At 35.8% G+C, this 21,401-nt stretch carries 22 protein-coding genes and 1 pseudogene; 7 read left to right on the forward strand and 16 right to left on the reverse strand.

The genetic code is table 11. The features are described from left to right. Positions 1–77 precede the first annotated feature (77 nt). The 7 genes from KEM10_RS21345 (at position 78) to KEM10_RS21375 (ending at position 8,151) form a co-directional block, all read left to right on the forward strand. Positions 78–638, forward strand: coding sequence for a helix-turn-helix domain-containing protein (locus KEM10_RS21345; protein ID WP_244826084.1), 561 nt, complete (start codon positions 78–80; stop codon positions 636–638). Between the two features lie 211 nt (positions 639–849). Continuing rightward, a complete protein-coding gene (locus KEM10_RS21350; protein WP_212219500.1) occupies positions 850–2,346 on the forward strand; it encodes a B12-binding domain-containing radical SAM protein in 1,497 nt (498 codons plus the stop codon). Positions 2,347–2,422: 76 nt separating this feature from the next. Then, entirely contained in the window at positions 2,423–2,773 is a 351-nt protein-coding gene (locus KEM10_RS21355) for a cupin domain-containing protein (RefSeq protein WP_212219503.1), read from the forward strand. A 30-nt stretch (positions 2,774–2,803) separates the two neighbouring features. After that, positions 2,804–3,583, forward strand: coding sequence for a sensor histidine kinase (locus tag KEM10_RS21360; RefSeq protein ID WP_212219506.1), 780 nt, complete (start codon positions 2,804–2,806; stop codon positions 3,581–3,583). Between the two features lie 230 nt (positions 3,584–3,813). Then, the gene (locus KEM10_RS21365; RefSeq protein WP_212219509.1) at positions 3,814–6,132 is read left to right on the forward strand and encodes a glycosyltransferase family 4 protein; all 2,319 of its coding nucleotides are present in this window, start codon (positions 3,814–3,816) and stop codon (positions 6,130–6,132) included. Between the two features lie 6 nt (positions 6,133–6,138). Beyond that, positions 6,139–7,068: a glycoside hydrolase family 130 protein gene (locus tag KEM10_RS21370; RefSeq protein ID WP_212219512.1), complete on the forward strand. Its 930-nt coding sequence runs from the start codon at positions 6,139–6,141 to the stop codon at positions 7,066–7,068. A 69-nt stretch (positions 7,069–7,137) separates the two neighbouring features. Then, a complete protein-coding gene (locus tag KEM10_RS21375) occupies positions 7,138–8,151 on the forward strand; it encodes a glycosyltransferase family 4 protein (RefSeq protein ID WP_212219516.1) in 1,014 nt (337 codons plus the stop codon). Between the two features lie 49 nt (positions 8,152–8,200). Here KEM10_RS21375 and KEM10_RS21380 read toward each other — a convergent pair whose 3' ends face one another. From KEM10_RS21380 to KEM10_RS21455, 16 genes and pseudogenes are all read right to left on the reverse strand, one after another. Continuing rightward, the gene (locus tag KEM10_RS21380; protein ID WP_212219518.1) at positions 8,201–8,392 is read right to left on the reverse strand and encodes a cold-shock protein; all 192 of its coding nucleotides are present in this window, start codon (positions 8,390–8,392) and stop codon (positions 8,201–8,203) included. An 85-nt stretch (positions 8,393–8,477) separates the two neighbouring features. Continuing rightward, a complete protein-coding gene (locus KEM10_RS21385) occupies positions 8,478–8,726 on the reverse strand; it encodes a lyase family protein (RefSeq protein ID WP_244826086.1) in 249 nt (82 codons plus the stop codon). Beyond that, positions 8,716–9,885, reverse strand: coding sequence for a cation:proton antiporter (locus tag KEM10_RS21390; protein ID WP_212219520.1), 1,170 nt, complete (start codon positions 9,883–9,885; stop codon positions 8,716–8,718). Before KEM10_RS21390 ends, KEM10_RS21385 begins: the two co-directional genes overlap by 11 nt. Before the next feature lie 38 nt (positions 9,886–9,923). Continuing rightward, positions 9,924–10,397 (reverse strand): hypothetical protein, encoded by a 474-nt coding sequence (locus KEM10_RS21395; protein WP_212219523.1) that lies wholly within the window; start codon positions 10,395–10,397, stop codon positions 9,924–9,926. Positions 10,398–10,527: 130 nt separating this feature from the next. Further along, positions 10,528–11,610, reverse strand: coding sequence for an HAD-IC family P-type ATPase (locus KEM10_RS21400; RefSeq protein WP_394369458.1), 1,083 nt, complete (start codon positions 11,608–11,610; stop codon positions 10,528–10,530). 365 nt (positions 11,611–11,975) lie between these two features. Next, positions 11,976–12,998: pseudogene (locus tag KEM10_RS24355) on the reverse strand (HAD-IC family P-type ATPase); the annotation flags it as partial. Between the two features lie 45 nt (positions 12,999–13,043). Then, positions 13,044–13,481, reverse strand: a complete 438-nt coding sequence (locus tag KEM10_RS21410) for a hypothetical protein (RefSeq protein WP_212219532.1) — start codon at positions 13,479–13,481, stop codon at positions 13,044–13,046. Positions 13,482–13,549: 68 nt separating this feature from the next. Beyond that, the gene (locus tag KEM10_RS25020; protein WP_394369459.1) at positions 13,550–13,759 is read right to left on the reverse strand and encodes a phosphoketolase family protein; all 210 of its coding nucleotides are present in this window, start codon (positions 13,757–13,759) and stop codon (positions 13,550–13,552) included. Positions 13,760–14,014: 255 nt separating this feature from the next. Further along, a complete protein-coding gene (locus KEM10_RS21420) occupies positions 14,015–14,485 on the reverse strand; it encodes a universal stress protein (protein ID WP_212219538.1) in 471 nt (156 codons plus the stop codon). A 171-nt stretch (positions 14,486–14,656) separates the two neighbouring features. Beyond that, on the reverse strand, positions 14,657–15,523 hold the full coding sequence (locus KEM10_RS21425) for an SPFH domain-containing protein (RefSeq protein ID WP_212219541.1): 867 nt from the start codon (positions 15,521–15,523) through the stop codon (positions 14,657–14,659). A gap of 114 nt (positions 15,524–15,637) precedes the next feature. After that, positions 15,638–16,066 (reverse strand): Hsp20/alpha crystallin family protein, encoded by a 429-nt coding sequence (locus KEM10_RS21430; RefSeq protein ID WP_212219544.1) that lies wholly within the window; start codon positions 16,064–16,066, stop codon positions 15,638–15,640. Positions 16,067–16,090: 24 nt separating this feature from the next. Continuing rightward, positions 16,091–16,252 carry a hypothetical protein gene (locus KEM10_RS21435; RefSeq protein ID WP_212219548.1) on the reverse strand — a complete coding sequence of 54 codons (162 nt, stop codon included), beginning with the start codon at positions 16,250–16,252 and terminating at the stop codon, positions 16,091–16,093. A gap of 187 nt (positions 16,253–16,439) precedes the next feature. Continuing rightward, positions 16,440–17,909, reverse strand: a complete 1,470-nt coding sequence (locus KEM10_RS21440; protein WP_212219551.1) for a glycoside hydrolase family 130 protein — start codon at positions 17,907–17,909, stop codon at positions 16,440–16,442. Between the two features lie 244 nt (positions 17,910–18,153). Further along, a complete protein-coding gene (locus KEM10_RS21445) occupies positions 18,154–19,131 on the reverse strand; it encodes a DUF6371 domain-containing protein (RefSeq protein ID WP_212219553.1) in 978 nt (325 codons plus the stop codon). 264 nt (positions 19,132–19,395) lie between these two features. Next, positions 19,396–20,751 carry a DUF3987 domain-containing protein gene (locus tag KEM10_RS21450; RefSeq protein WP_212219555.1) on the reverse strand — a complete coding sequence of 452 codons (1,356 nt, stop codon included), beginning with the start codon at positions 20,749–20,751 and terminating at the stop codon, positions 19,396–19,398. A gap of 10 nt (positions 20,752–20,761) precedes the next feature. Next, on the reverse strand, positions 20,762–21,043 hold the full coding sequence (locus KEM10_RS21455; protein ID WP_212219558.1) for a helix-turn-helix domain-containing protein: 282 nt from the start codon (positions 21,041–21,043) through the stop codon (positions 20,762–20,764). Positions 21,044–21,401 lie beyond the last annotated feature (358 nt).

Consider the following 21,401-nt stretch of genomic DNA (forward strand, 5'->3'; position numbering starts at 1 on the left):
AAAACTTTGATACTTGTTACTTTATATACTTGTTAATAATCATTAAATTTAGATATTTCAGTTCTAATATGTGAATATTGAAAATATATATTAAAAATATGGTATGTATACGCTGCCAAATGGTGGTTAAAAGTGAACTGGAAAAGCTCGGTTTAAACTATATTTATGTCAATATAGGCGAAGCAAATGTTACTGAGAATCTATCTGATGATCAGTTAAAAAAATTAGATTATAGTTTGAGAAGATCAGGACTGGAATTGATGGATGATAAAAAAAGTATTCTGGTTGAAAAAATAAAAGTTGCTATTATTGAACTGGTACATTATACTGATGATCAAATAAAAGTAAACTTATCTGACTACCTTAGTGAAAAACTTAATCATAACTATACATATCTGGCAAATCTATTCTCAGAAGTTAAAGGGATAACTATTGAAAAGTTCTTTTTGACACATAAAATTGAAAAAGTTAAGGAACTCATTGTTTATGATGAACTAACTCTTTCTGAAATAGCTTATAAAATGCACTACAGCAGTGCGGCACACTTGTCAAATCAATTTAAAAAAATTACAGGACTTACCCCATCCCATTTTAAGGATCTCAAAAATAAAAGGCGCGACACGCTCGAAAATGTGTGAATTATGTAATTTTTTATTAGAAATCTATAACGCCTCCATTCTATTGTTTCACGAACTTTAACCTTAAATAGTTGAAGCAATTTTAATGCATTAGAAAATTTACAACTGGGCTGAATATTTAAACTTCATTTATAGCCAGTTCTTCCTCAATAGTTTACTCAAAACTTATTTTTCCAATGCAATTAAATAAACCAACGCAAGAAAAATAGGCATGAAAATATTATTTATATATCCACTCTATCCCGATTCCTTTTGGAGTTTCAAGCATGCGTTAAAGTTTATTTCAAAAAAAGCTGCTGTTCCACCTCTTGGATTGATTACTGTATCGGCAATGCTACCCACCAATTGGCAGAAAAAACTGATCGACCTTAATGTTTCTGAACTAGATTTAAAGGATGTTGTCTGGGCCGATTATGTATTCATCAGTGCTATGTATATTCAAAAAGAATCTGTCAACAAAATAATTTCAGAATGTGTGAAACTTAATAAAAAAATTGTTGCCGGCGGTCCGCTTTTCACCCAGGAATACAAAAATTATCCCCTTATTGATCACTTTGTTTTAAATGAGGCTGAAATTACATTACCCTTGTTTCTCACAGATTTGTCTAATGGGCAACCTAAAAGAATATATACAACCGATCAATATGCCGATCTATCCCTTTCGCCTGTGCCTGATTATCATTTGTTGGAGTTGAAGAAATATGTCTTTATGAACATACAGGTATCACGAGGGTGTCCTTACTCATGTGACTTTTGTGAAATTACGTCTCTTCTGGGTCACAAGGTAAGAATGAAAAACACCAGTCAAACAATAAAGGAACTGGAGGCATTATATCAACTAAACTGGCGAGGCCCTGTTTCGATTGTTGACGATAATTTTATAGGTAATAAAAAGGAAATTAAGACACATTTTTTACCAACATTAAAAACATGGCTGCACAAGCATCAGTATCCTTTTGTCTTTAATATTCAGAGCTCAATTGATCTGGCTGATGATAAAGAATTAATGTCCTTAATGATTGAAACAGGTTTTACCTCAACTTTTATTGGGATTGAAACACCCGATGAAATAGCGCTTCGTACGTGTAATAAAGTGCAAAACAAAAATCGCGATTTACTGGAGTCCATAAGAGCAATACAAAATTCAGGACTACAGGTATCAGGAGGCTTTATTGTAGGCTTTGACAGTGATACCCCCAGTGTTTTTCAGCGGCAAATCGATTTTATTCAAAAGAGTGGAATTGTTTCGGCCATGGTTGGACTATTAAATGCCCCAAAAAACACAGTTTTATACAAGAGGTTGGAAACCGAAAACAGATTGACCACTGAAGCAACGGGTAACAATACCGATTCATCAATGAATTTTATACCCAAAATGGATCTGGATGAATTATTGGACGGATATAAAAAAATAATTCATAATATATATGCAGCTAAACCTTATTATAAAAGACTCCGACGATTGTTAATGAATTACAATAAGCTTTACAAAAAGCGAAAAAAAATCAACTTCTCTCTTATAAATGCTTTCTTAAAATCGATGTATGTTATTGGGATAGTAAATAAAGGAAGAATTGAGTATTGGAAGTTACTTATCTGGACACTATTTAACAAACCGGGATTATTCTCAGATGCAGTAACGTTTGCAATTTATGGATATCATTTCAGAACAATATATGGACTCAGACAATCCCGGCAAAATGTGTGAATGATGTAAATTAAACCATCAATAGTATAACACATGGTTCTATTGCTTAAAGTACCTTTAATTCAAAACAAAGCGAATGGAAACCACTGAAATGGAAAAATCAAAATCGCATATTTTAATTGAAATAATTGAATATGTCCCGAATTCGGTGGTAACAAAAACCATCATTAGAAAAACCACCGGAAATGTAAGTGTTATAGCTATTGATACCGGGGAAGCACTTGCAGAAAAAATCTCGCCATTCGATACGTTCATTCAAATTATTGAAGGTGCTGCTGAGGTAGTAATTGACGAAAATAAGAACATACTGAAGACCGGTGAAGGCATCATAATTCCAGCTCATACATCAAATAATATTATAGCAAACCAGAGGTTTAAAATGATTTCAACTACCATTAAGAGTGGTTATGAAGCAGTTCAAATTTGAAAGGATTTTGTATTAATGAAATGAAAAATTATGAAAGAGCTAAAGCTTATTAATCACTCAGAAGTCATGTCAAGGCATCAGTTTTTAAAGCAATTTGAGATAAAAGAAAAAGAAATGAATGCCGACAATAAGAAACTTATAGCAATAATTGGGCATGACATTAAATCACCAATGAGTTCAATCATAAGTTTTTTAGGCTTGTTAAAAGAAGGTGCATTTGAGTGGAATAGAAATAAGGTTGAAGAATATATTGAAATCGCTCTAAAATCTGCTGAACAAACAATGAAACTACTTGATGGTATTCTTATATGGGCTTTGGCTGAAAACTATAATAACTCATTTCAACCTGAAATTATTGACTTAAAAGAAATCCTGGTTGAAGAGACCAATAACCTTGAATTATTTGCATCGCTGAAAGGTATCAAAATTACTCTACCTGTTTTTTCTGAAATAAAATTATTTGCTGATAAAAACATGGTTAAAAGCATATTGAGAAACTTAATAAGCAATGCCATTAAGTACTCACATGCCAACGGAAAGATCGACATAAGTACATTGAGTAAGAACAATAGGTTTCTTGAAGTTACGATTAAAGATTATGGCGTTGGAATGGAAAATGAAGTAAGCAATACACTTTTTGAATCTGGTAAAAACAGCTCATTACCAGGTACAAATAGTGAAACAGGAACTGCGTTTGGTCTATCACTTTGTAAGGAGTTTATAGACATTCACAATGGTAAAATATGGATAATAAGCAAACCAGGAAAAGGAAGTGAGTTCAAATTTACTTTACCTCTGGGAAAACAATAAAATAAATTTAAACTAAAAACAAACATCATGTCAAAAGAAAAAGAAAGTAAAAAAAACAACAAGAAAGCACCCGAAAAAACACTAAAAGAGAAGCGGTTAGCCAAAGAAGCCAAGCGCAGAGAAAAAAACAAAAAAAGCGAAGTCTAACTCAGGTATTTCTCTCACTTTATGGGTTAATTCTCTATAGTTAAGTATTGCATGTATCAATTTAAAAAGAAAAGAGGATAAAAATGAAAATTGCATTTATAGGAACATACCCACCCAGAGAATGTGGTATTGGAACATTCACAAATGATTTATTCAACTCAATGGTTAATAATCCTGACAATGAAAACGATTCAAACGAAGGGTTTGTTATCGCATTAAGTGATTTTCCAAATGAGTATGAATATCCCGATGAAGTAAAAGGTATTATAAGCCAGAATAGGCAGGAAGATTATTTGCAAGCTGTAAAATTAATCAACTTAAGCGGGGCTGACCTTTGCATACTCGAACACGAATTTGGCATATTTGGCGGCCAAAGTGGTGTTTATATTTTACCTTTACTGTATCGGCTTGAAGTCCCTCTTATAGTTACATTACATACTATTCTCAAAACACCTTCCTATAATGAGAAAGCAGTTTTACAGGAAATCTGTAAAATGGCCAGTAAAATCGTTGTGATGAGTCATAAGGCCATTGAATTTTTGGTCGAAATTTATCAGGTACCAGCTGATAAGATTGAATTCATTGACCACGGCGTCCCTAACTTACAATTTGATAGTCAGATATCGCGAAAAGAGTTAAAAATTGACGCAAAAAAAGTATTAATGACATTCGGGTTTGTTGGACGTAACAAAGGCATTGAAACTGTAATTAAAGCTTTGCCAAAAATTATAGAAAAGCATCCCAATGTTATTTATATGGTTTTAGGTAAAACTCATCCGAATGTTGTCAGGCACTCCGGCGAAGAATACCGTATTTTTTTAATGCGTCTTGTCAAAAACCTAAAACTTGAGAACAATGTCGTTTTCCTGAATGAATTTCTGGACGTTAAAGACCTGTTCAAATACCTGTCGGCTACCGACATTTATATTACACCATATTTGAACGAAGCACAAATCACCAGTGGCACATTATCCTATGCCGTTGGCGTTGGATCAGCAGTAGTATCAACACCCTATTGGCATGCCGAGGAACTATTAGCCGATGGCAGAGGCCAACTTTTTAACTTTAATGATGCAGAGGAACTTTCCTCCATCATAATAGAACTCTTTGACCATCCTGAACAATTAAATTTGCTCAAAGCTAAAGCCAGAGCATACGGCCAAAAAATAACATGGCCAAAAATCGGCGAGAAGTATTTGAAAGTAGCTCATCAGACTTTAACAAAAAAAGTTGAGAAAACTGCAACTAAAGATACCATATTGGATCTGCTTATTCTGCCACCATTTTCAATGGCACACATTAACAGATTAACTGATGACACTGGTATTATTCAGCATGCAAAATTTGGCATCCCAAATTTAAAAGAAGGTTACTGCCTCGACGACAATGCCCGTGCTTTACTGATGGTATTAATGGCACACAAACAAATAAAAGACTCCAGGGCACTTGAACTGTCTCCGGTTTATTTAAGCTATATCCACTATATGCAAAACAAGGATGGCACGTTCAAAAATTTCTTAAGCTTTAGCAGACATTATCTCGATGAAATAGGTTCTGAAGATTCATTTGGCCGAACAATATGGGCATTGGGGTATTTACTGGGAAACGCTCCCAACGATGCCTATTATCAAACCGGGAGAGAAGTATTTTTCAATGCTGCACCTAACTTTGAAAACTTAAAATCCATACGTAGCATTGCAAATACCATGATTGGTGTTTGCTATTATCTTAAATCAAATCCATCAGATGATTCCATGACGGAAAGGTTACGGAATATGGCGCATAAACTAATTAAGCTCTATGACGAAAACGAAACAACAGATTGGCATTGGTTTGAATCGTTATTGGCTTATGATAATGGCATATTGCCACTGGCACTGTTACACTCTGCCGAAATCCTGAACGAAGATAAAGTATTGGAGGTTGCAATAAATTCAATGCAATTTCTAACCGCACATACACTTAATGAAAATTACCTGTCAGTAATTGGCAATGAAAAATGGTATAAAAAAGATGGCGAACGCTCAGTGTTTGCGCAACAACCCATCGATGCTATGGCCATGGTTTTAATGTACCATCAGGCATTTATTGTTACAAAAGACAAGGAATACCTGAGCAAACTGTACATCTCATTTTTATGGTTCTTAGGTGAGAACGATTTAAGAATGAGTTTGTACGATTTTGAGACCAACGGTTGTTGCGATGGCTTTGAAAGTTATGGTGTAAACCGTAATCAGGGTGCTGAAAGTTCGTTGGCGTATTTAATTTCCCATCTAACTGTTTTACAGGCTTACGAAGAGTTTCACACCATCGATATTAAAAGCAATGAGGAAAATCCTGATGTAAGAGATGATGGTCAATTGCCACAAAGCCCCAAAAGAGCCTGGCAATCTAATTCATAATAACCAATGCTAATAACCAGATATCAATATAATCCTATTCTTACAAAGATGGATGTGCCTTATCCGGTAGCAACAGTACACAATGCTGCAGTAGTTAAGCACCACGGTAAATATATCATGATATTCAGGTCACATAAGCTTAATGGGCGTAGCATATTGGGAATAGCCGACAGTGAAGATGGTTACAACTTTAAAGTAGATGATAAGCCATTTATGGTGCCGGCTACCAAGGGAATTTTTAAAGAATATGAAACCTATGGAATAGAAGATCCCCGCATTGTATCAATCGATGGTGAATATTTGATTACATATAGTGCCTATTCAAAACATGGGGTTCGAATTGGGCTAGCAAAAACTAAAGATTTTAAAACCGTTGAGCGATTTTCATTAATTACTGAAGCCGACTATCGAAACGTAGTCATCTTCCCTGAAAAAATTAACGGATTATACGCCCGACTGGATCGTCCTCATTCGGAGATATCGCCATGGTCAATCTGGATATCGTATTCGCCTGATTTAAAATATTGGGGCGAGTCGAAACTTATCATGAAACCCATGAAATACCATTGGGATGAAATGAAAATTGGTCCGGGAGCACCACCCATAAAAACACCTCATGGTTGGTTACATATATATCATGGCGTTTTTCCTACAATGGACGGCTGTGTATACCGCCTGGGTGCAGCTTTGCACAACCTGTTGGATCCATCTGTAATTATTGCTGTTGGAGACGAATGGATTCTCCAACCTGAAGAAGATTATGAAATAACAGGCTATGTACACAATGTAGTTTTTTGTTGTGGTGCAGTTTTGGAAGATGACGGTAACCTGAAGATTTATTGGGGTGGTGCTGATACGGTCATGTGTTTGGGAACTGTAAATATTGATGTATTGGTTAACCATTGCTTGAACAATAGCAGGCCAGCTTTGGGTTGAAACAATTATTGTGGCAGTAGTTAGATGCAGCAACTGATTACTGTAGCTAAAAAACTTAAAACTAAAACAATGAAAATTGCAATACTGTCATCTATAGCCTGGCGCACACCACCTCTTAAATATGGGCCTTGGGAGCAAGTCGCTTCAAATATTACAGAGGGATTGATTGAAAAAGGAATTGAGGTAACATTATTTGCAACCGGAAATTCCATTACGAAAGGAAAACTGTCATCGGTAATCGACATCCCCTATGCCGAAGATTCATCTGTTGATCCAAAAGTTGCAGAATGCCTTCACATCAGTAATTTAATGGAACAAGCCGATCGCTTTGACATCATTCATAACAATTTTGATTTTTTACCACTTACCTATTCAGGACTGATTAAACCACCAATACTCACCACTATTCATGGTTTTTCATCTCCCAAAATCATTCCGGTATATAAAAAATACAACCATTCTACTCATTATGTTTCCATAAGTGATTCTGACCGACATCCAGAACTTGATTATATTGCGACTGTGTATAACGGAATTAATATTGAAGAGTTTACTTTCAATAGTGAACCTGATGACTATTTACTTTTTTTTGGCAGAATTCACCCCGATAAAGGAACTTATGAGGCGATAGAAATAGCTAAAAAAGCAAAAAGAAAACTAATCATATCCGGTTTAATACAGGATCGGGAATATTTTGATCAAAATGTGAAACCATATATAAACAATGATGATATAATATATGTGGGAAATTCTGGCCCAAAAGACCGTCAACGAATTCTAAGTAAAGCTTTTGCCTTATTACATCCTATTCATTTTGCGGAGCCATTCGGATTGAGTGTGGTTGAAGCCATGGCTTGCGGCACTCCTGTTATTGCTTTTAACCTTGGCTCCATGTCTGAATTAATTCTTCAAAATAAAACAGGTTTCCTTGTTTCTAACATAACTGAAGCTGTTGATGCTGTAACAAATGTAGAGTCGATTAATCGGCATTATTGCTACGCTAGGGCATCTTCTTTGTTTAGTCATCATAAAATGATAGAAGGTTATTTGACGGTATATGAAAAAATTCTCAGAATTATATAAAAAAGTCCCGCAAATTGCGGGACTCAAGATTTTTAAATGGTTATATAAACTATGCTAGTTTAACATTAACTGCATTTAATCCCTTTTTTCCTTCTTGCAAATCAAAAGTTACTTCATCGTTCTCCGATATACTATCCTTTATACCTGATGAATGCACAAAATATTCTTTGTTTGAATCTGCATCTTTGATGAATCCGAATCCCTTCGTTTCATTGAAAAATTTCACTGTTCCTTTGTTCATTTTTAAAATAAATTTCGCTAAATAAAAAAAACTAATTATCCACAAATTAGCTTTAATTTTAATATTAGTCAATGATTTAACGCTTCTATTTAAATACATGGCCAACAATTACCATAAGAGTAGTAGACCCTAAAATTTCACTTATCATGTCCGGTTTAAAAACATTGAATTCGAAATGGCCGCCTGAACCGGCCGTATAAATAGTTGTGTCGTTGCCCAATATTTGAAAGCAAACCATTGTGACAGCCTCTACTTGTTTGGGATTGACTTTACCCGGCATTATCGATGCCCCTGGTTTGTTATTGCTATAAACTACAACTTGATTACCCTCCACCCCCGATAATTTTCCTCGACAGATTGATCCAAAATGGGCTTAGAAACAAGGTAAGCGCAATAGCACTAATTACTAATTGGTAGTCGTAAATTTTAATAATACCTAAATAATAACCTGATGATCCTAAAATAAAACTGAATTCTCCAATCTGAGATAGCAATGCACCTGCATAAAAACTTGTTTTCCAGTCTTTACAAAAAATACGCATGGTCAAAACATTAATGGTATTATTAACAATAAAAACAATGAGCACAAGTAAACCAATAGTAAATGCATTCTCTTTTAAAAACTGCAAATCAATTAACATCCCAATAGAAACAAAGAATAGGGCAACAAACATTATTTTAAAAGCATGTAGGCTGTCATGTACCCATTGGATCGATTTGGTTGATGATAATATAATGCCTGCAATAAATGCCCCCAATGCTGATGATAAACCCAAAAATGCTGTTAATATCGAGAATCCAAAACACAAGGTAAACGCAACAAACACCTGCACTTCATGGTCTTTTTCAATATATTTCATGAAGGGAAGTTTAATTTCCTTCTTTTTAAGAATATAAATGATTATGCCTATAATCAATACACCGCCAATTAACTGTTTCAGCATTTGGGTTATATGCGGCTTATCTCCTCCCATATAACTCATAATGATAAGCATAGGTACAATTAAAATATCCTGAGCGATAAGTACACCAAGCACATTTTGTCCCACTTTTGTCATTAATTCGTTTCGTTCTTGTAAGAGTTTTACTATTACTGCTGTACTACTTAAGCTGATAACAAACCCCAGCATAACAACCTGATTGATTTTCCAATTAAAAGTTGCACTCAGAAACCACACAATTATTATACTTACACTTATCTGAATTAAGGTTCCCAAAACAGACACCCTCCAGTTTGTTATTAAATTTGGCAGATGAATTTCCATTCCTACAAAAAACAACAACAAAACCAACCCCAGTGACCCAAGATTGGTGATTAAAATTTCATCAGTGATAAGCCTAAAACCGTATGGCCCAACCAAAACACCTACAATTAAGTAGGTTACGATAGAGGGCTGTTTAATTACCCTGAGCAAAAAACCTACAACCAAAATAATCATTGACAGTATGACAAATTTGGAAAGTACAGGATCAATGAGAATTGCAAAAATCATATCACGTTTTGATTTTTAAATACTATTTAAGACATAATTTACTGATTATATACAGTAAAACTTTTTAAAGCCTTTCCCAGTTCTTCCATATCATGGTTGAGTTTCTGTTTAAAAGAATCCCATTTCTCAGAACCATCATTTTTATACGTTTCGATTCTTTTGCTTATTTCGTTCTTTTTTAATTCCAATTCTGCTATTGCATCTTCGTATTTATTTTTAATAGCATTGGTACTGAAACCCCTTGAAAACAAAATTCCACCGGGTACTATATCTTTCTCTTTCTCAATTTTCTCAAGGGATTCATCAAGAGCAATATCAAGTTTTTTCTTTGATTCACTAAGTTCTTTTTTTGCAAGAATTAGTTTTTGTTTGGCTTCATCAACTTCTTTTCTGGCATAGTTTAGCTTCTCCTTTGCTTCATCCATTTTTTTCTCTAAAGATTCGCATTTGGTTAAATCTTCGCCTTTAACAAAACCAATAACTGTCAGGTGTTTTAATACTGTTTTTTTCATGGTATTTTTTTTAATTAGTATTCAATATCTACCCAAGTTACCTCCATGTTCAACAAAAGGCGTTACACAACTTCAAATATATATTACAACATTCACACCTTTAAGGCACAAATTAGGATTAACTACACAGTTATTGGGTATTTGTTTTTCCGGGATCAATAACCCGATATGCCAATAATTTCAAACGATCATTGAACAGAAACCAAACCAATGCATACCCCCAAACAAACAGTGCCCAGCCCCAGCCAAGTGGAGTCATAAACAATCCATAAACGGCTATCAGAGTTGATATGATTTGGGTGCCGACTACGGCAATCCACAAAATTCGCGCAGGTCGTATAGACCAGAATGGGCCACGTGTTCGGGTTAAAAAGATTGTAAGGTGACCTGCAACTGAGAGTTTCAAATACATTAAGGTTTGGATGTGTTCGCGGCCGAGATGAAAAACACGTTCACCCAAATAAAATAAACCAAATGCGGAGATCACACCAATTACACCCAGCACTGTTGAAATACCCAACACCATTCTCATATTCCATGCTTCGGGTTGATCTTTGTATTTAACCTTGTCATAGGCTATTGACAGGATGGCGCCATCGTTCAGAAGGGCCAGCATCACAAACATGACGGCTGTTACCGGATAAAAATTGAATACCAATATTGATAAGGCCATGAATAGCAACACGCGCAGTGTTTCAGTTATACGGTAGATGACATAGCTGTTCATTCGCTGGAATATATTGCGGCTTTCTTTAATGGCATCAATAATGACCGACAGGCCCGGAGCCATCAGTACAATAGATGCAGCTGCCCGGGCGGCATCGGTTGCTTCGGAGACTGCAATACCGCAATCGGCTTTTTTTAATGCAGGCGCATCATTTACGCCATCGCCTGTCATACCAACAATGTGACCCATTTTTTGCAACACATCTACAATGTGAAACTTGTGTTCGGGAAATACCTGCGCGAAACCGTCGGCCTTTTCGATAGACTTGGCCACTTCTTCAGTCTCGACTCGTTTTGAATCATCCAATCCACTGGCATCATAAATTGACGAGCCCATACCCAATTTTTGGGCAGTTTCTTGAGCAATGGCCAATGCATCGCCTGTAACCATTTTAATTTTAACTCCCATTTTGCGTGCAATAGCGATTGTTTCCGCTGCATCTTCTCTTGGAGGATCGAACGAGGCAACACTCCATCGAACTGCCATTTACCTTCTCCATTGGTATGGGCAACACCCAATGAGCGAAATCCACGAGCTGCAAATTCATTGACGGCCTCATCCACAACAGACTTGATTTGATCGGTATTATGAACCAATTCAAGAATTACTTGCGGTGCTCCTTTGGTTACTTTAAATGTCTTGCCATCTTTATCTTTAACAGTAGCTTCTGTGCGCTTGTGTACCGGATCGAAAGGTTGAAAATGAACCACTTCATAGTTATTCAATTCATCATTATTTTTAAGACCTCCAAGTACTGCCAGATCAATGGAATCATTATTATCGGCTCGCGATGCCAATGCCCCATTCAAGATCACCTGGCCACCGGTAATATTATCCATAAGGAAAGGATCATCCAGAGTTAATTTATTTTGGGTAAGGGTCCCGGTTTTGTCTGCACAAAGCAAGTCAACTCCGGCCAGTTCTTCAATGGCCACCAATCGACTTACAATGGCCTCTTTTTTCGCCAGTAAGCGAGCTCCAACTGCCATCGTTACCGATAAAACGGTCGGCATAGCAACCGGTATTGCTGCAATGGTGAGTACCAAAGCAAACTGCAAGGTGGATAAAATCGGGTCGCCACGATAAATGGCTACTGCAATAATTATTGCCACCAAAGTAACTGCGAGAAAAATAAGGTAGTTGCCTATTTTTAATACCGCTTTCTGAAAATGGCTGACAGTATGCGCTTCCTGCACCAATTGTGCTGTTTTGCCAAAATAGGTGTTTGTACCGGTAGCATAAACCAGAGCCCCAATCTCACCACGGCGAATAACTGAAACGGAATATATTGTTTCTCCAGGATTGTGTGTAACAGGTAGTGATTCGCCGGTTAATGCCGACTGATCAACTTCTATAGGATCGCCTTCCAACAAACGAACATCTGCAGGAACAATATCTCCCAACCGTAACCGGATAATATCACCAGGCACCAGTTCACATGCTGATGGATTGACCCATTTTCCATCCCTTTTCACCCTTGCTTTTACAGCCAGTTTGGCTTTAAGGGCTTCAATAGCATTGCCTGCTTCATGTTCTTCCCAATATCCTATTACTGAATTAGCGATTAGCAAAATAAGGATAATGAAAAAATCAGGCCAATGCCTGGCAACTGCTGATAAGATTACTGCTGCCTCAATCATCCAAGGTATAGGGCCCCAAAAATAGGTGAGGAACTTTAGTAATAAATTGGTTTTCTTTTCTTCTATCTCGTTGGATCCGTATTGAGACAGCCTTTTTGTTGCTTCGGCCTGTGTAAGGCCTTCCTGTGAAGAACCCAGTTTTTTCATTAATTCGGATACAGAAAGAGACGTAATATCGTCTGCTACATTGGAATTTGCATCGGCATCTCTATTACTCTTTGTATTTGGTTTCATACTTCACAATCGATTAATGTACTGTTTTATATTATGGAATTACCTCTACCCATCCGTCAATCCAGGTATGGGTATGGGAAAGATAAAATCAATCAGGACATTGTGATGTGCTCTTGAAATATGATCTTTAAATGATTTCATACTTTGATGCACATCAATAACGTACTTTTTCCCCAGCCTTTTTAGTATTTTATCAAGATTTGCCAATTCCTTTTTGATAGCTGCCTCCCTGCTAATTTTATCTTTCGGCAGTTCGTTTTCGAGTTGTTCCAGATTTTTTAGAAAGACTTTGTCCGCCTCCAAATAAAATTTCGTAAGAACCGGATTGGAGGTAAATGTTTTTGTATGTGCAAATTCAATGGCAGCTTTTTTTTCGGTTTTATCAAGGGTATCATCAAGACTTGCTGCCAGAATTGAAATATATACAGGGTATTTTAACAATGCCTCTATCTGCCTATTTGTAAGACGTTTAAATATTTTCATGTCAGGTGTTTTTAAGATGGAGCTCTTTGCATTTTCATATTGAATCATTCCATTTTCAGTTAAATATCTCAGGCATATCCAGACCATATTTTTCTTTGTATTGCTTGTGTTTGACAAGTTCGTACTGCATAAGCCTTGAGGTGTGCTCTCTTATTGCCCAAATCCGGTATCCTATTGTTTACATCCTGAACCTGATGAAATCTGTCAAGCTCGCTGAGAACGGCCATGTCAAAGTAGGTGGTAATTGAATGTATTGATAAGTTGTTTCTGTATTTTATTCACACAATAACATCATTTGTAATCCCAAACTCTTCTGGACATTTCTGTTGCCATTACAACAGTCTCTAAACCACTTTGATCTATTGCATTACTTCTGCATCTTTCACATTTAGTATTGCATCAACTTTACGATGAGGATCATTCGGGTACTAAGCACTTATCTATCTGGAATAAAAACAGTAGCAAAATGACATTGCTTTGGTAAATCATTCAATCCATATAGAATCATCCTTACAGATGAAGTATCAAGTTCATCATTCTTGTTTTCTCGCTGGAATAATGAAAAGCGGTATAGAAGATTGCTTTAAAACTTTCTCAGTTACGCTTCCAACGAGCATTTCTTCTAACCACTTATGACTGTGGGAACCAATAGCAATAATATCAGCATGATAGCCTGTTGCAGCCTTTATGATCGTTTCGGCTTGCTCACCTTCCTTTACGACTATTTGGATGTTCTTGTCACCAAGGTGTTGTTTCATTTTTTCAAGATAATGTTCCGATGCCAATTGAAGTGTTTCAATGCTATTTAATTCCAAAGGACTCACGTCCATAAAACCGGTAAAGCCCACAATCGGAGAATAATCTGGAGTAGAATAGTAAACCGGATCTATTATTACATGCAATAATATAACCTTAGCATTCATGGCTTTTGCCATTGAGAATCCCACTTCCGCTACCTTTTGCGCAGTAGGTCCATAATCCAAAGCAATTAATACCTTTTTCATATGATTATAATTTGTTTTTTATTTGTCAGATGAAACTCGCCAAATTAGTCATCCTCGTGTGTGAGAATACTTTTATCATGATCGTTTCATTTTTCCTGATTTTGAATAACTCTCATATCTATGTTGCAAATGGCTTTTTTAAGCTATTCGAGGTTTCAACTAAGTTACATCCTAATCGCTTTTGTGTTTTCTTTCAAGCGGAAGTAGTCCTGCCATATCTCCGATAATATTCACTAATTCAGAACCTGTTGGAATAACTATTTTAGCATTGTTTCCTAAGGATGCTTCCAATGCCTCCAATTTTCTTAACATTTGAGCATTGCCAATAAAATATTTGTCGGCAGCTTCGTTTACCAGCTTTATAGCTTCTGCTTCTCCTTCTGCATGAAGAATTTTAGCGCGCTTATAACCTTCAGCTTCTTTAATTTTAGCTCGTTTCACGCCATCAGCTACTGTTTCAGCTGCTGTAGCCGAATCGATAGCTGCTATTTTTTCGTTTTCAGCTTTTACTACTTTATTCATCGTTTCCTGCACGTCTTTAGGCGGGTCGATTTCTTTCAATTCGGTGCGAACGATATCAATACCCCAACTCTTGGTTTCGTCATGCAGTGTTTTATATAGAGCATCGTTAATTTTTCCACGTTCGCTGTTGGCAGATTTAAGTGTTAAGGTGCCTATGATATTACGCAGTGTTGTACGAGCAAGGTTCACAATCTGCCAGGTGTAGTCGTTTACATTGTAGATTGATTCCTTAACATTTTCCTCTTCAGCTTTCACCCTGAAGTAAACCTGTGCATCAACACTGGCATTTAAATTATCATTTGTGATGATTTCCTGTGGCTCTGCATCTATCATTTGTTCAGTTACATTTACCAGATAGAGTCTGTCGATAAGTGGTATAATCCAGTGAAATCCTTGATTGGCAAAACTATGATATTTTCCAAGCCTCTCAATAAGCCCACGGTGAGTAGGCCTTACAATTCTGATTCCTGCAAAGAAAATAATTACAACCGGAATCATTAATAAATAATAATTCATAATATTTTTCCTTTTTATTTCTGTTTATAAATTTTCAGCAATCCCAACCATTTCATCCAAAATAAGAGTGTCGAACTCTAACAAAGGTGCCTGTTTAAAGACACCCTTTGCCATTTATCCAATTTCGATATGTTTTGGACCTTTTTCCTTTGCTTCCTCCTTTTTGGGAATATTAATAATTAAAATGCCTTCTTTGTACGTAGCTTTAATAGCCTCTTCATCTACACTGGTTGGCAATGTAAATGAACGGTTAAAGGATGTGTAACTAAATTCCCTACGTGTGAACTTTTCATTGTCATCTTCTTTTTTTAATATTTTTTCAGATGAGATGGTAAGTACATTGTGGTCAATATCAAGTTTGAAGTCTGTTTTCTCCATGCCTGGTACTGCCATTTCAATATCAAATTCATCAATAGTCTCTTTAACATTCACTGCTGGTATTGATAACCCCACGTAAGATTCTTCATTTGGCCACATTGGACTGGAGAAAAAGTTATCCGTCCAAGCGGGAAATAATGTTGGATTTTTTAGTTTTGGATACATTTTCGTTGTTTTTAAGATTAAAAATTATTTTCTCGATAATTGCTTATCAAAAATAAGTCTGATAAGTATAATTAAACCTGCTACTGCAAGTAATAGATGAACAGCTCCTGAGGAATTAAATCCCCAAAAAATGATTCCCCAAATTACCAGCAACAATGCAACAATAACATAAAGTAAATTTTTCATGACCCCTTTTTTTGTATATAAAATTCTTTTATAAAGTTATGTTGGCCTAAAAAAGAAAGCATTACATAACTCTGCAAATAAGTTACATCATTCACACTTTATTGAGTGAGTATATTGAAGGAAGGATAATGAAAAAATTTTAGGAAGGTTCAGTAAAACAAAAAAATAAATGAGGCTTCGAAATTGTTTATTTTGAACCCTTTAATTCATTAATAAGTTCTTTTAAATTAACCGAAGCATAAGTAGATGAGTAATCAGACATAGCGTATGGGATAATCAAATCATTGTTATGCACAATTGATCCGCAAGAATACACTACATTAGGGACATAGCCTTCCCTTTCATCAGAGTTCGGAAAAAGAAGCGGGGTTTTTGAACGTCCTATTTCTCTTTCAGGATTATCAAGGTCAAACAAGGCTGCCCCTAAAGCATATTCACGCATTGGACCTACTCCGTGTGTGATAACCAGCCACCCATCCTTCGTTTCAACAGGTGAGCCACAGTTACCAATTTGGATCAGTTCCCATGGATATTTTGGTTGTTGCAATAGCTGGGCCTCACGCCATACAGTAATATTATCTGAAAAAGCAATGTAATTATTAAATCCGTCTATTCGGCAAAGCATGGCATATTTACCATTTATTTTTCGTGGAAAAAGTGCCATCCCTTTATTTTTAGCAATCTCGCCATGTAAGGGCATTACCTTGAAGTGATAAAAATCTTCGGTCTCCAGCAATTTTGGCAAAATAGTGGCTCCATCATACGCAGTGTAGGTGGCGTAGTATTTAATTGTGTTGTCGTCATCAACAAACTTAACAAAACGGGCATCTTCAATACCGTTCCTTTCATTTGCTGAAACCGGAAAAATAACTCGTTCCGATATATTCGTATCCAACGAGAACTGAAGTTCGTAATGCGATGATGCCAGCCAAATGATTTGATTGAAAAGAAATTCTTTATCAGATGCTAAATGAACAGCTTTACGGGCATCTTCTATACATTTTCGAAGTTCGCCATAAGTAAATTCTTCTTTTAGTTTATCCAAAATTAACGCAGGAGGAATGATTCCATGTACTTCCATTTCATCCAACTTATGGGCAAACAAGCTTTTATTATATGTGTGACGACGGATATGTTCCGCTTCTTCAAGCAAATTGCCAATTGGCTCAAGAGTTAACTTGTTGTTTTTATCAATAATTCCTGTTCTGAAAACTATTGATGAAATATGTCCCTCACCTGTAGCCCTGAAACTTAATATAACTCTTTTTGCTTCCGGACTAATTTCGCTCTGGTCAGGATGCTCTACCATTGATGGATTAAAGAATGCAGCCGATTCAATTGAATATTCCATGGTAAAATAGGAACCAATGAGAATTTTTTTGGAATACCCGATCGTATCTGGTAATACATTCATAAGAGGCAACAGGTGCCTAATTCGATTAAAATGCTTCTCAAATATTTTAGAAATGTTCCGATGACGCATCGAATAGTCTCTAAGGGTTTGCTTTAATGCAAAGGAGGCCTCATCTTCATTCATGTCTACTACAAAACGTATAGTATTGATAGCCCTTTGTTCTTCTGTAAACAGAAATCGAGCTATTACTCGACTTGGATCTGGGTTGAATGTGATATTTTTTCTAATTACGGATACTAACATTATCTAAATTTTAGTAAAGGTAACTGCAATTATTGGATATAAACATTGTTTAATTACATTTATCACTGGTAATTACTATTTAAATGTTAGGAGTGGAAATCGAATGTTTTGGTAATTTGGAGTAGCAATATGGCGACCATTTTTGAGAATTAAAATTGCTCTTATTTATAATATCATCTTCTGTATTATAATTCCTCTCTAATAATTTAAAACAGATTCATGTAATCAATTTTGAATATGACAACTAAATTGTAACACCCAAATCAAATATCTCCAATAATAGATTTAAATAATCATTCCTTTTTTTAAACCTATCTAGAAGCGCTTCCGGACTTGCATTATATTGTTCCTTTTTTATGGAGATAACCAAATCAGCAATATCATCACCTTCATTTAAATCTGTATACTCCAGAACGGTATTTACACGAACATCAAAGCAAGCACTTTCGGCTATCTTGCTCCACTTCTCAAATGCTTTTCCTTTATCAGGAAATAAAGTAACGTGGTAATCCTTGAGGGCATTTAGCTTTTGTAGATTGAGCATTTCAACGGAGCCTACAGCTATCCAATTATATTGCGGATAATACAACGCACCGAAAATGGCATTCTTTTCACCTTCTGCAATAGCAACTGGCCTTGATTTATTGATAAGTAGATGTGCGCCAAAGAAAACTTGCTTCAAGTTAAAGTCCTTTTGTTTGATAATATGATGCACCCAATTGATGTAGCCATTACGTTTTAATGTATGAACATCATATTGCATTACTTTACCTGTTCGTACTTGCCCTACTCGATTGACTTGCCAGAAAATTGTTTTATTTCCTTTGGCAGTACCAACGTAATACCTCTGTAATACCTCCCAAACCATATGCTCCGGAAAGAGTTTACTCAATCCTATAGCAAAGTTATTTTGGTGATAATTGGTAAGAGAGGTTAGCATTAACTTTGGGTCAATACATGAAGGTGGTTTTACAATTGTTTTTGATTTAGGCGTCAATGTATAATAATCATCCGGTTCGTATCCGTTTTTCTCAAAGTACATTTTAGGTGTAAAATGGTATGCACATTTTTCTACCCGGTTACATCTCCCGGTATAATTTGACAAATACTTGTTGGTTTGGTGGTCTACATACCTGGTAAAAGTCCTTTGATGACATTTCGGACAATGATACCTGGTTGATCGACCTTTGTATTTTTCCAATGAATAGCGAATATCTGGCATAAAGGAAAGTTTTTTGTTTTAGTGAAGTTTATGGAGTTGTGGAGGATTGTTGTTTTTCAAGTATTTACGACTCCATACAACTCCACTCACTCCACAATTCCATCAAATTTGCGATAATGATTGAACTATCTGTGGTGCCCCATACTCCACAGTTACTACACTCAAACTACACACGTAAATAATTGTGAATCAACCAAACTCCACAACTACGCAAACTCTACAATATTCCATATTTTTCTCTGAGCCTTTATGGCAGCAGTAAGATTAATTGAGCACATCTGTTTCGTAAACACCTTTCTGTTTCTTATGCGCCAGTTTTGTATTGCTCAGCAATTGGTAGGCATATGATTCCTTGGCTATATTGAGTTTATTGGCCATCTCAATAAACTCTTTGTTGGTAAATTCCCGTTTGCCAATCTTCTTTAAAACCTGAAATACCTTACCTTCCTTTGAATTGTCCTCATATACATTTAAAACCATGTGATTTAGCTTTAATGCATTAGAAAAGAAATAATCCTTAAGCATAATGGCTTTCTTCATTGAACTTTCGCTTACCTGCTCGATCACCTGCCCTTCAAAAAAACTATTGGAGACTTCAAGGACCAGGGCAAACCGTAGTATATATCTATCGAGTTTTGACAGAATTCCAGATATGGCAGCATCCTTATTGGATGGCTTTACGTGTTTGTTTACTTCATCAATAAACAAGTCCTCTGCCTTCTCTGATAACGGTAACTCTATGGTATTAATACTCTCTTTAATTTTATCCATCAATGCTTTCATCCTCGAATGAAATTTCTCCACCATATAATCATCCGGATTTTTTCTTTGGATATATTTCTTTTCCATTTTTAATGGAATTGCAAAAAGAATCCGCTCAAAGAAACCGTCTTTAATATCCTTGGCCTTAAAGGATGCAATCACATCGTCCTGAATACTGCCAATGATTGAAACACAAGGCATACTCAATGAAGAGCTTTCAACTTCTTTACGATCCAGTGAAATAGGTGCACCATCCCATATGGATAAAAACTGACTTTGCTTTGAGGTTCCGCTATAACCAATCAAATTCAATATAAAACTCTTAAACTCATCGGGCATCAATATCATACCATTGGGATTTTGCTTATGGATATTGATGAGAGCCTCAAAAGTCGGGTCGGTAGAATACAACTTTTTCTTAGTCGGTTTCTTTTCACCTAAATCAGGATCATAATTAGCTATGGCTGCTTCGTATTCCTGGTCGTATTGCTTTTGCAGATTTTTTATGGCTTTAAAGGCTGTTTTTAAGGGCGCACTTTTATTCTGCCCTGACTTACCTACCAAAACCACCCACATAGATGGGTTTTCTATCCATTCAATATGTTTACGCAAATGATACGAATTACCAATTATCCCAGCTAAGGCGGTAAAAATGCTTACAGCAGTATAATCGATGTTATAATTTCCATTGTCGTATAGCTCAATTATGGTATCCTGGATAAACTTCGGAAATATACTTAATGGAAATTCAGATTCCTCAGCTGTTTTCAATCTTAAGTTGGCTTCTTGAAGAGACATCTTACCAAACGTAAGATGCGACCTCCCCAGTTCTGTTTTATCTTTTTCAATTGATTCCATTTGCAAAGGATTATCCATTAATACTTTCCAGGTAGGCTTCAATATCAGAAGCCTTGTAATAAATCTTGCGTCCGGTTTTCTTAAAGGCAATGATTTTATTATCGCGCATGGTTTGCAAAGTTCGCCTACTAACATTTAATAGTTTACATACTTCTTCGGTAACATACCAACGGTCTTTAAAACCATCATTCTTGGCCACATTGATACTATCTATCTTATCGTTAATATGATCAATTTTGCCCATTAACTTATTAAAGAGATGCTCATCTACAATTACAACTGTCTTGCTCATTTTTATACGATTTAAACTTGTTACTAAATTTTATTTCGTCAAACCTAAGCAATACGGTACACTCACTTTATAGTTAAAGATAGGATCTGATAGTAAATGCGAGTAAATGGTAGTAAAAGAACGTATCGTAACGTATTTTATCGTTTTTGCGGTTTTAATTTAGCGCAAGTAAATATTATTGAATACAGATCAAATTACATCACAGTTATAATTCCTGGTATTTTTCTTTTTACTGCTATTTATTACTATTTGAATATCAACTATTTTTACTTTTATTACTATTTATTACCATGTTCTACATTCCTTTTGAAATTGCATTCTATTTCTCTATAATTGAATCAGAAAAATGCAAAAATGA

Source organism: Carboxylicivirga linearis (genome assembly GCF_018271995.1).
Taxonomy (GTDB): Bacteria; Bacteroidota; Bacteroidia; order Bacteroidales; family Marinilabiliaceae; genus Carboxylicivirga; species Carboxylicivirga linearis.

Bases quoted from the DNA above. Each gene is read 5' to 3' on its own strand.
- KEM10_RS21350 (WP_212219500.1), top strand. From the start codon at position 850: ATGAAAATATTATTTATATATCCACTCTATCCCGATTCCTTTTGGAGT.
- KEM10_RS21355 (WP_212219503.1), top strand. From the start codon at position 2,423: ATGGAAACCACTGAAATGGAAAAATCAAAATCGCATATTTTAATTGAA.
- KEM10_RS21360 (WP_212219506.1), top strand. From the start codon at position 2,804: ATGAAAGAGCTAAAGCTTATTAATCACTCAGAAGTCATGTCAAGGCAT.
- KEM10_RS21365 (WP_212219509.1), top strand. From the start codon at position 3,814: ATGAAAATTGCATTTATAGGAACATACCCACCCAGAGAATGTGGTATT.
- KEM10_RS21370 (WP_212219512.1), top strand. From the start codon at position 6,139: ATGCTAATAACCAGATATCAATATAATCCTATTCTTACAAAGATGGAT.
- KEM10_RS21375 (WP_212219516.1), top strand. From the start codon at position 7,138: ATGAAAATTGCAATACTGTCATCTATAGCCTGGCGCACACCACCTCTT.
- KEM10_RS21380 (WP_212219518.1), bottom strand. From the start codon at position 8,392: ATGAACAAAGGAACAGTGAAATTTTTCAATGAAACGAAGGGATTCGGA.
- KEM10_RS21390 (WP_212219520.1), bottom strand. From the start codon at position 9,885: ATGATTTTTGCAATTCTCATTGATCCTGTACTTTCCAAATTTGTCATA.
- KEM10_RS21395 (WP_212219523.1), bottom strand. From the start codon at position 10,397: ATGAAAAAAACAGTATTAAAACACCTGACAGTTATTGGTTTTGTTAAA.
- KEM10_RS21400 (WP_394369458.1), bottom strand. From the start codon at position 11,610: ATGGCAGTTCGATGGAGTGTTGCCTCGTTCGATCCTCCAAGAGAAGAT.
- KEM10_RS21410 (WP_212219532.1), bottom strand. From the start codon at position 13,481: ATGAAAATATTTAAACGTCTTACAAATAGGCAGATAGAGGCATTGTTA.
- KEM10_RS21420 (WP_212219538.1), bottom strand. From the start codon at position 14,485: ATGAAAAAGGTATTAATTGCTTTGGATTATGGACCTACTGCGCAAAAG.
- KEM10_RS21425 (WP_212219541.1), bottom strand. From the start codon at position 15,523: ATGAATTATTATTTATTAATGATTCCGGTTGTAATTATTTTCTTTGCA.
- KEM10_RS21430 (WP_212219544.1), bottom strand. From the start codon at position 16,066: ATGTATCCAAAACTAAAAAATCCAACATTATTTCCCGCTTGGACGGAT.
- KEM10_RS21435 (WP_212219548.1), bottom strand. From the start codon at position 16,252: ATGAAAAATTTACTTTATGTTATTGTTGCATTGTTGCTGGTAATTTGG.
- KEM10_RS21440 (WP_212219551.1), bottom strand. From the start codon at position 17,909: ATGTTAGTATCCGTAATTAGAAAAAATATCACATTCAACCCAGATCCA.
- KEM10_RS21445 (WP_212219553.1), bottom strand. From the start codon at position 19,131: ATGCCAGATATTCGCTATTCATTGGAAAAATACAAAGGTCGATCAACC.
- KEM10_RS21450 (WP_212219555.1), bottom strand. From the start codon at position 20,751: ATGGAATCAATTGAAAAAGATAAAACAGAACTGGGGAGGTCGCATCTT.
- KEM10_RS21455 (WP_212219558.1), bottom strand. From the start codon at position 21,043: ATGAGCAAGACAGTTGTAATTGTAGATGAGCATCTCTTTAATAAGTTA.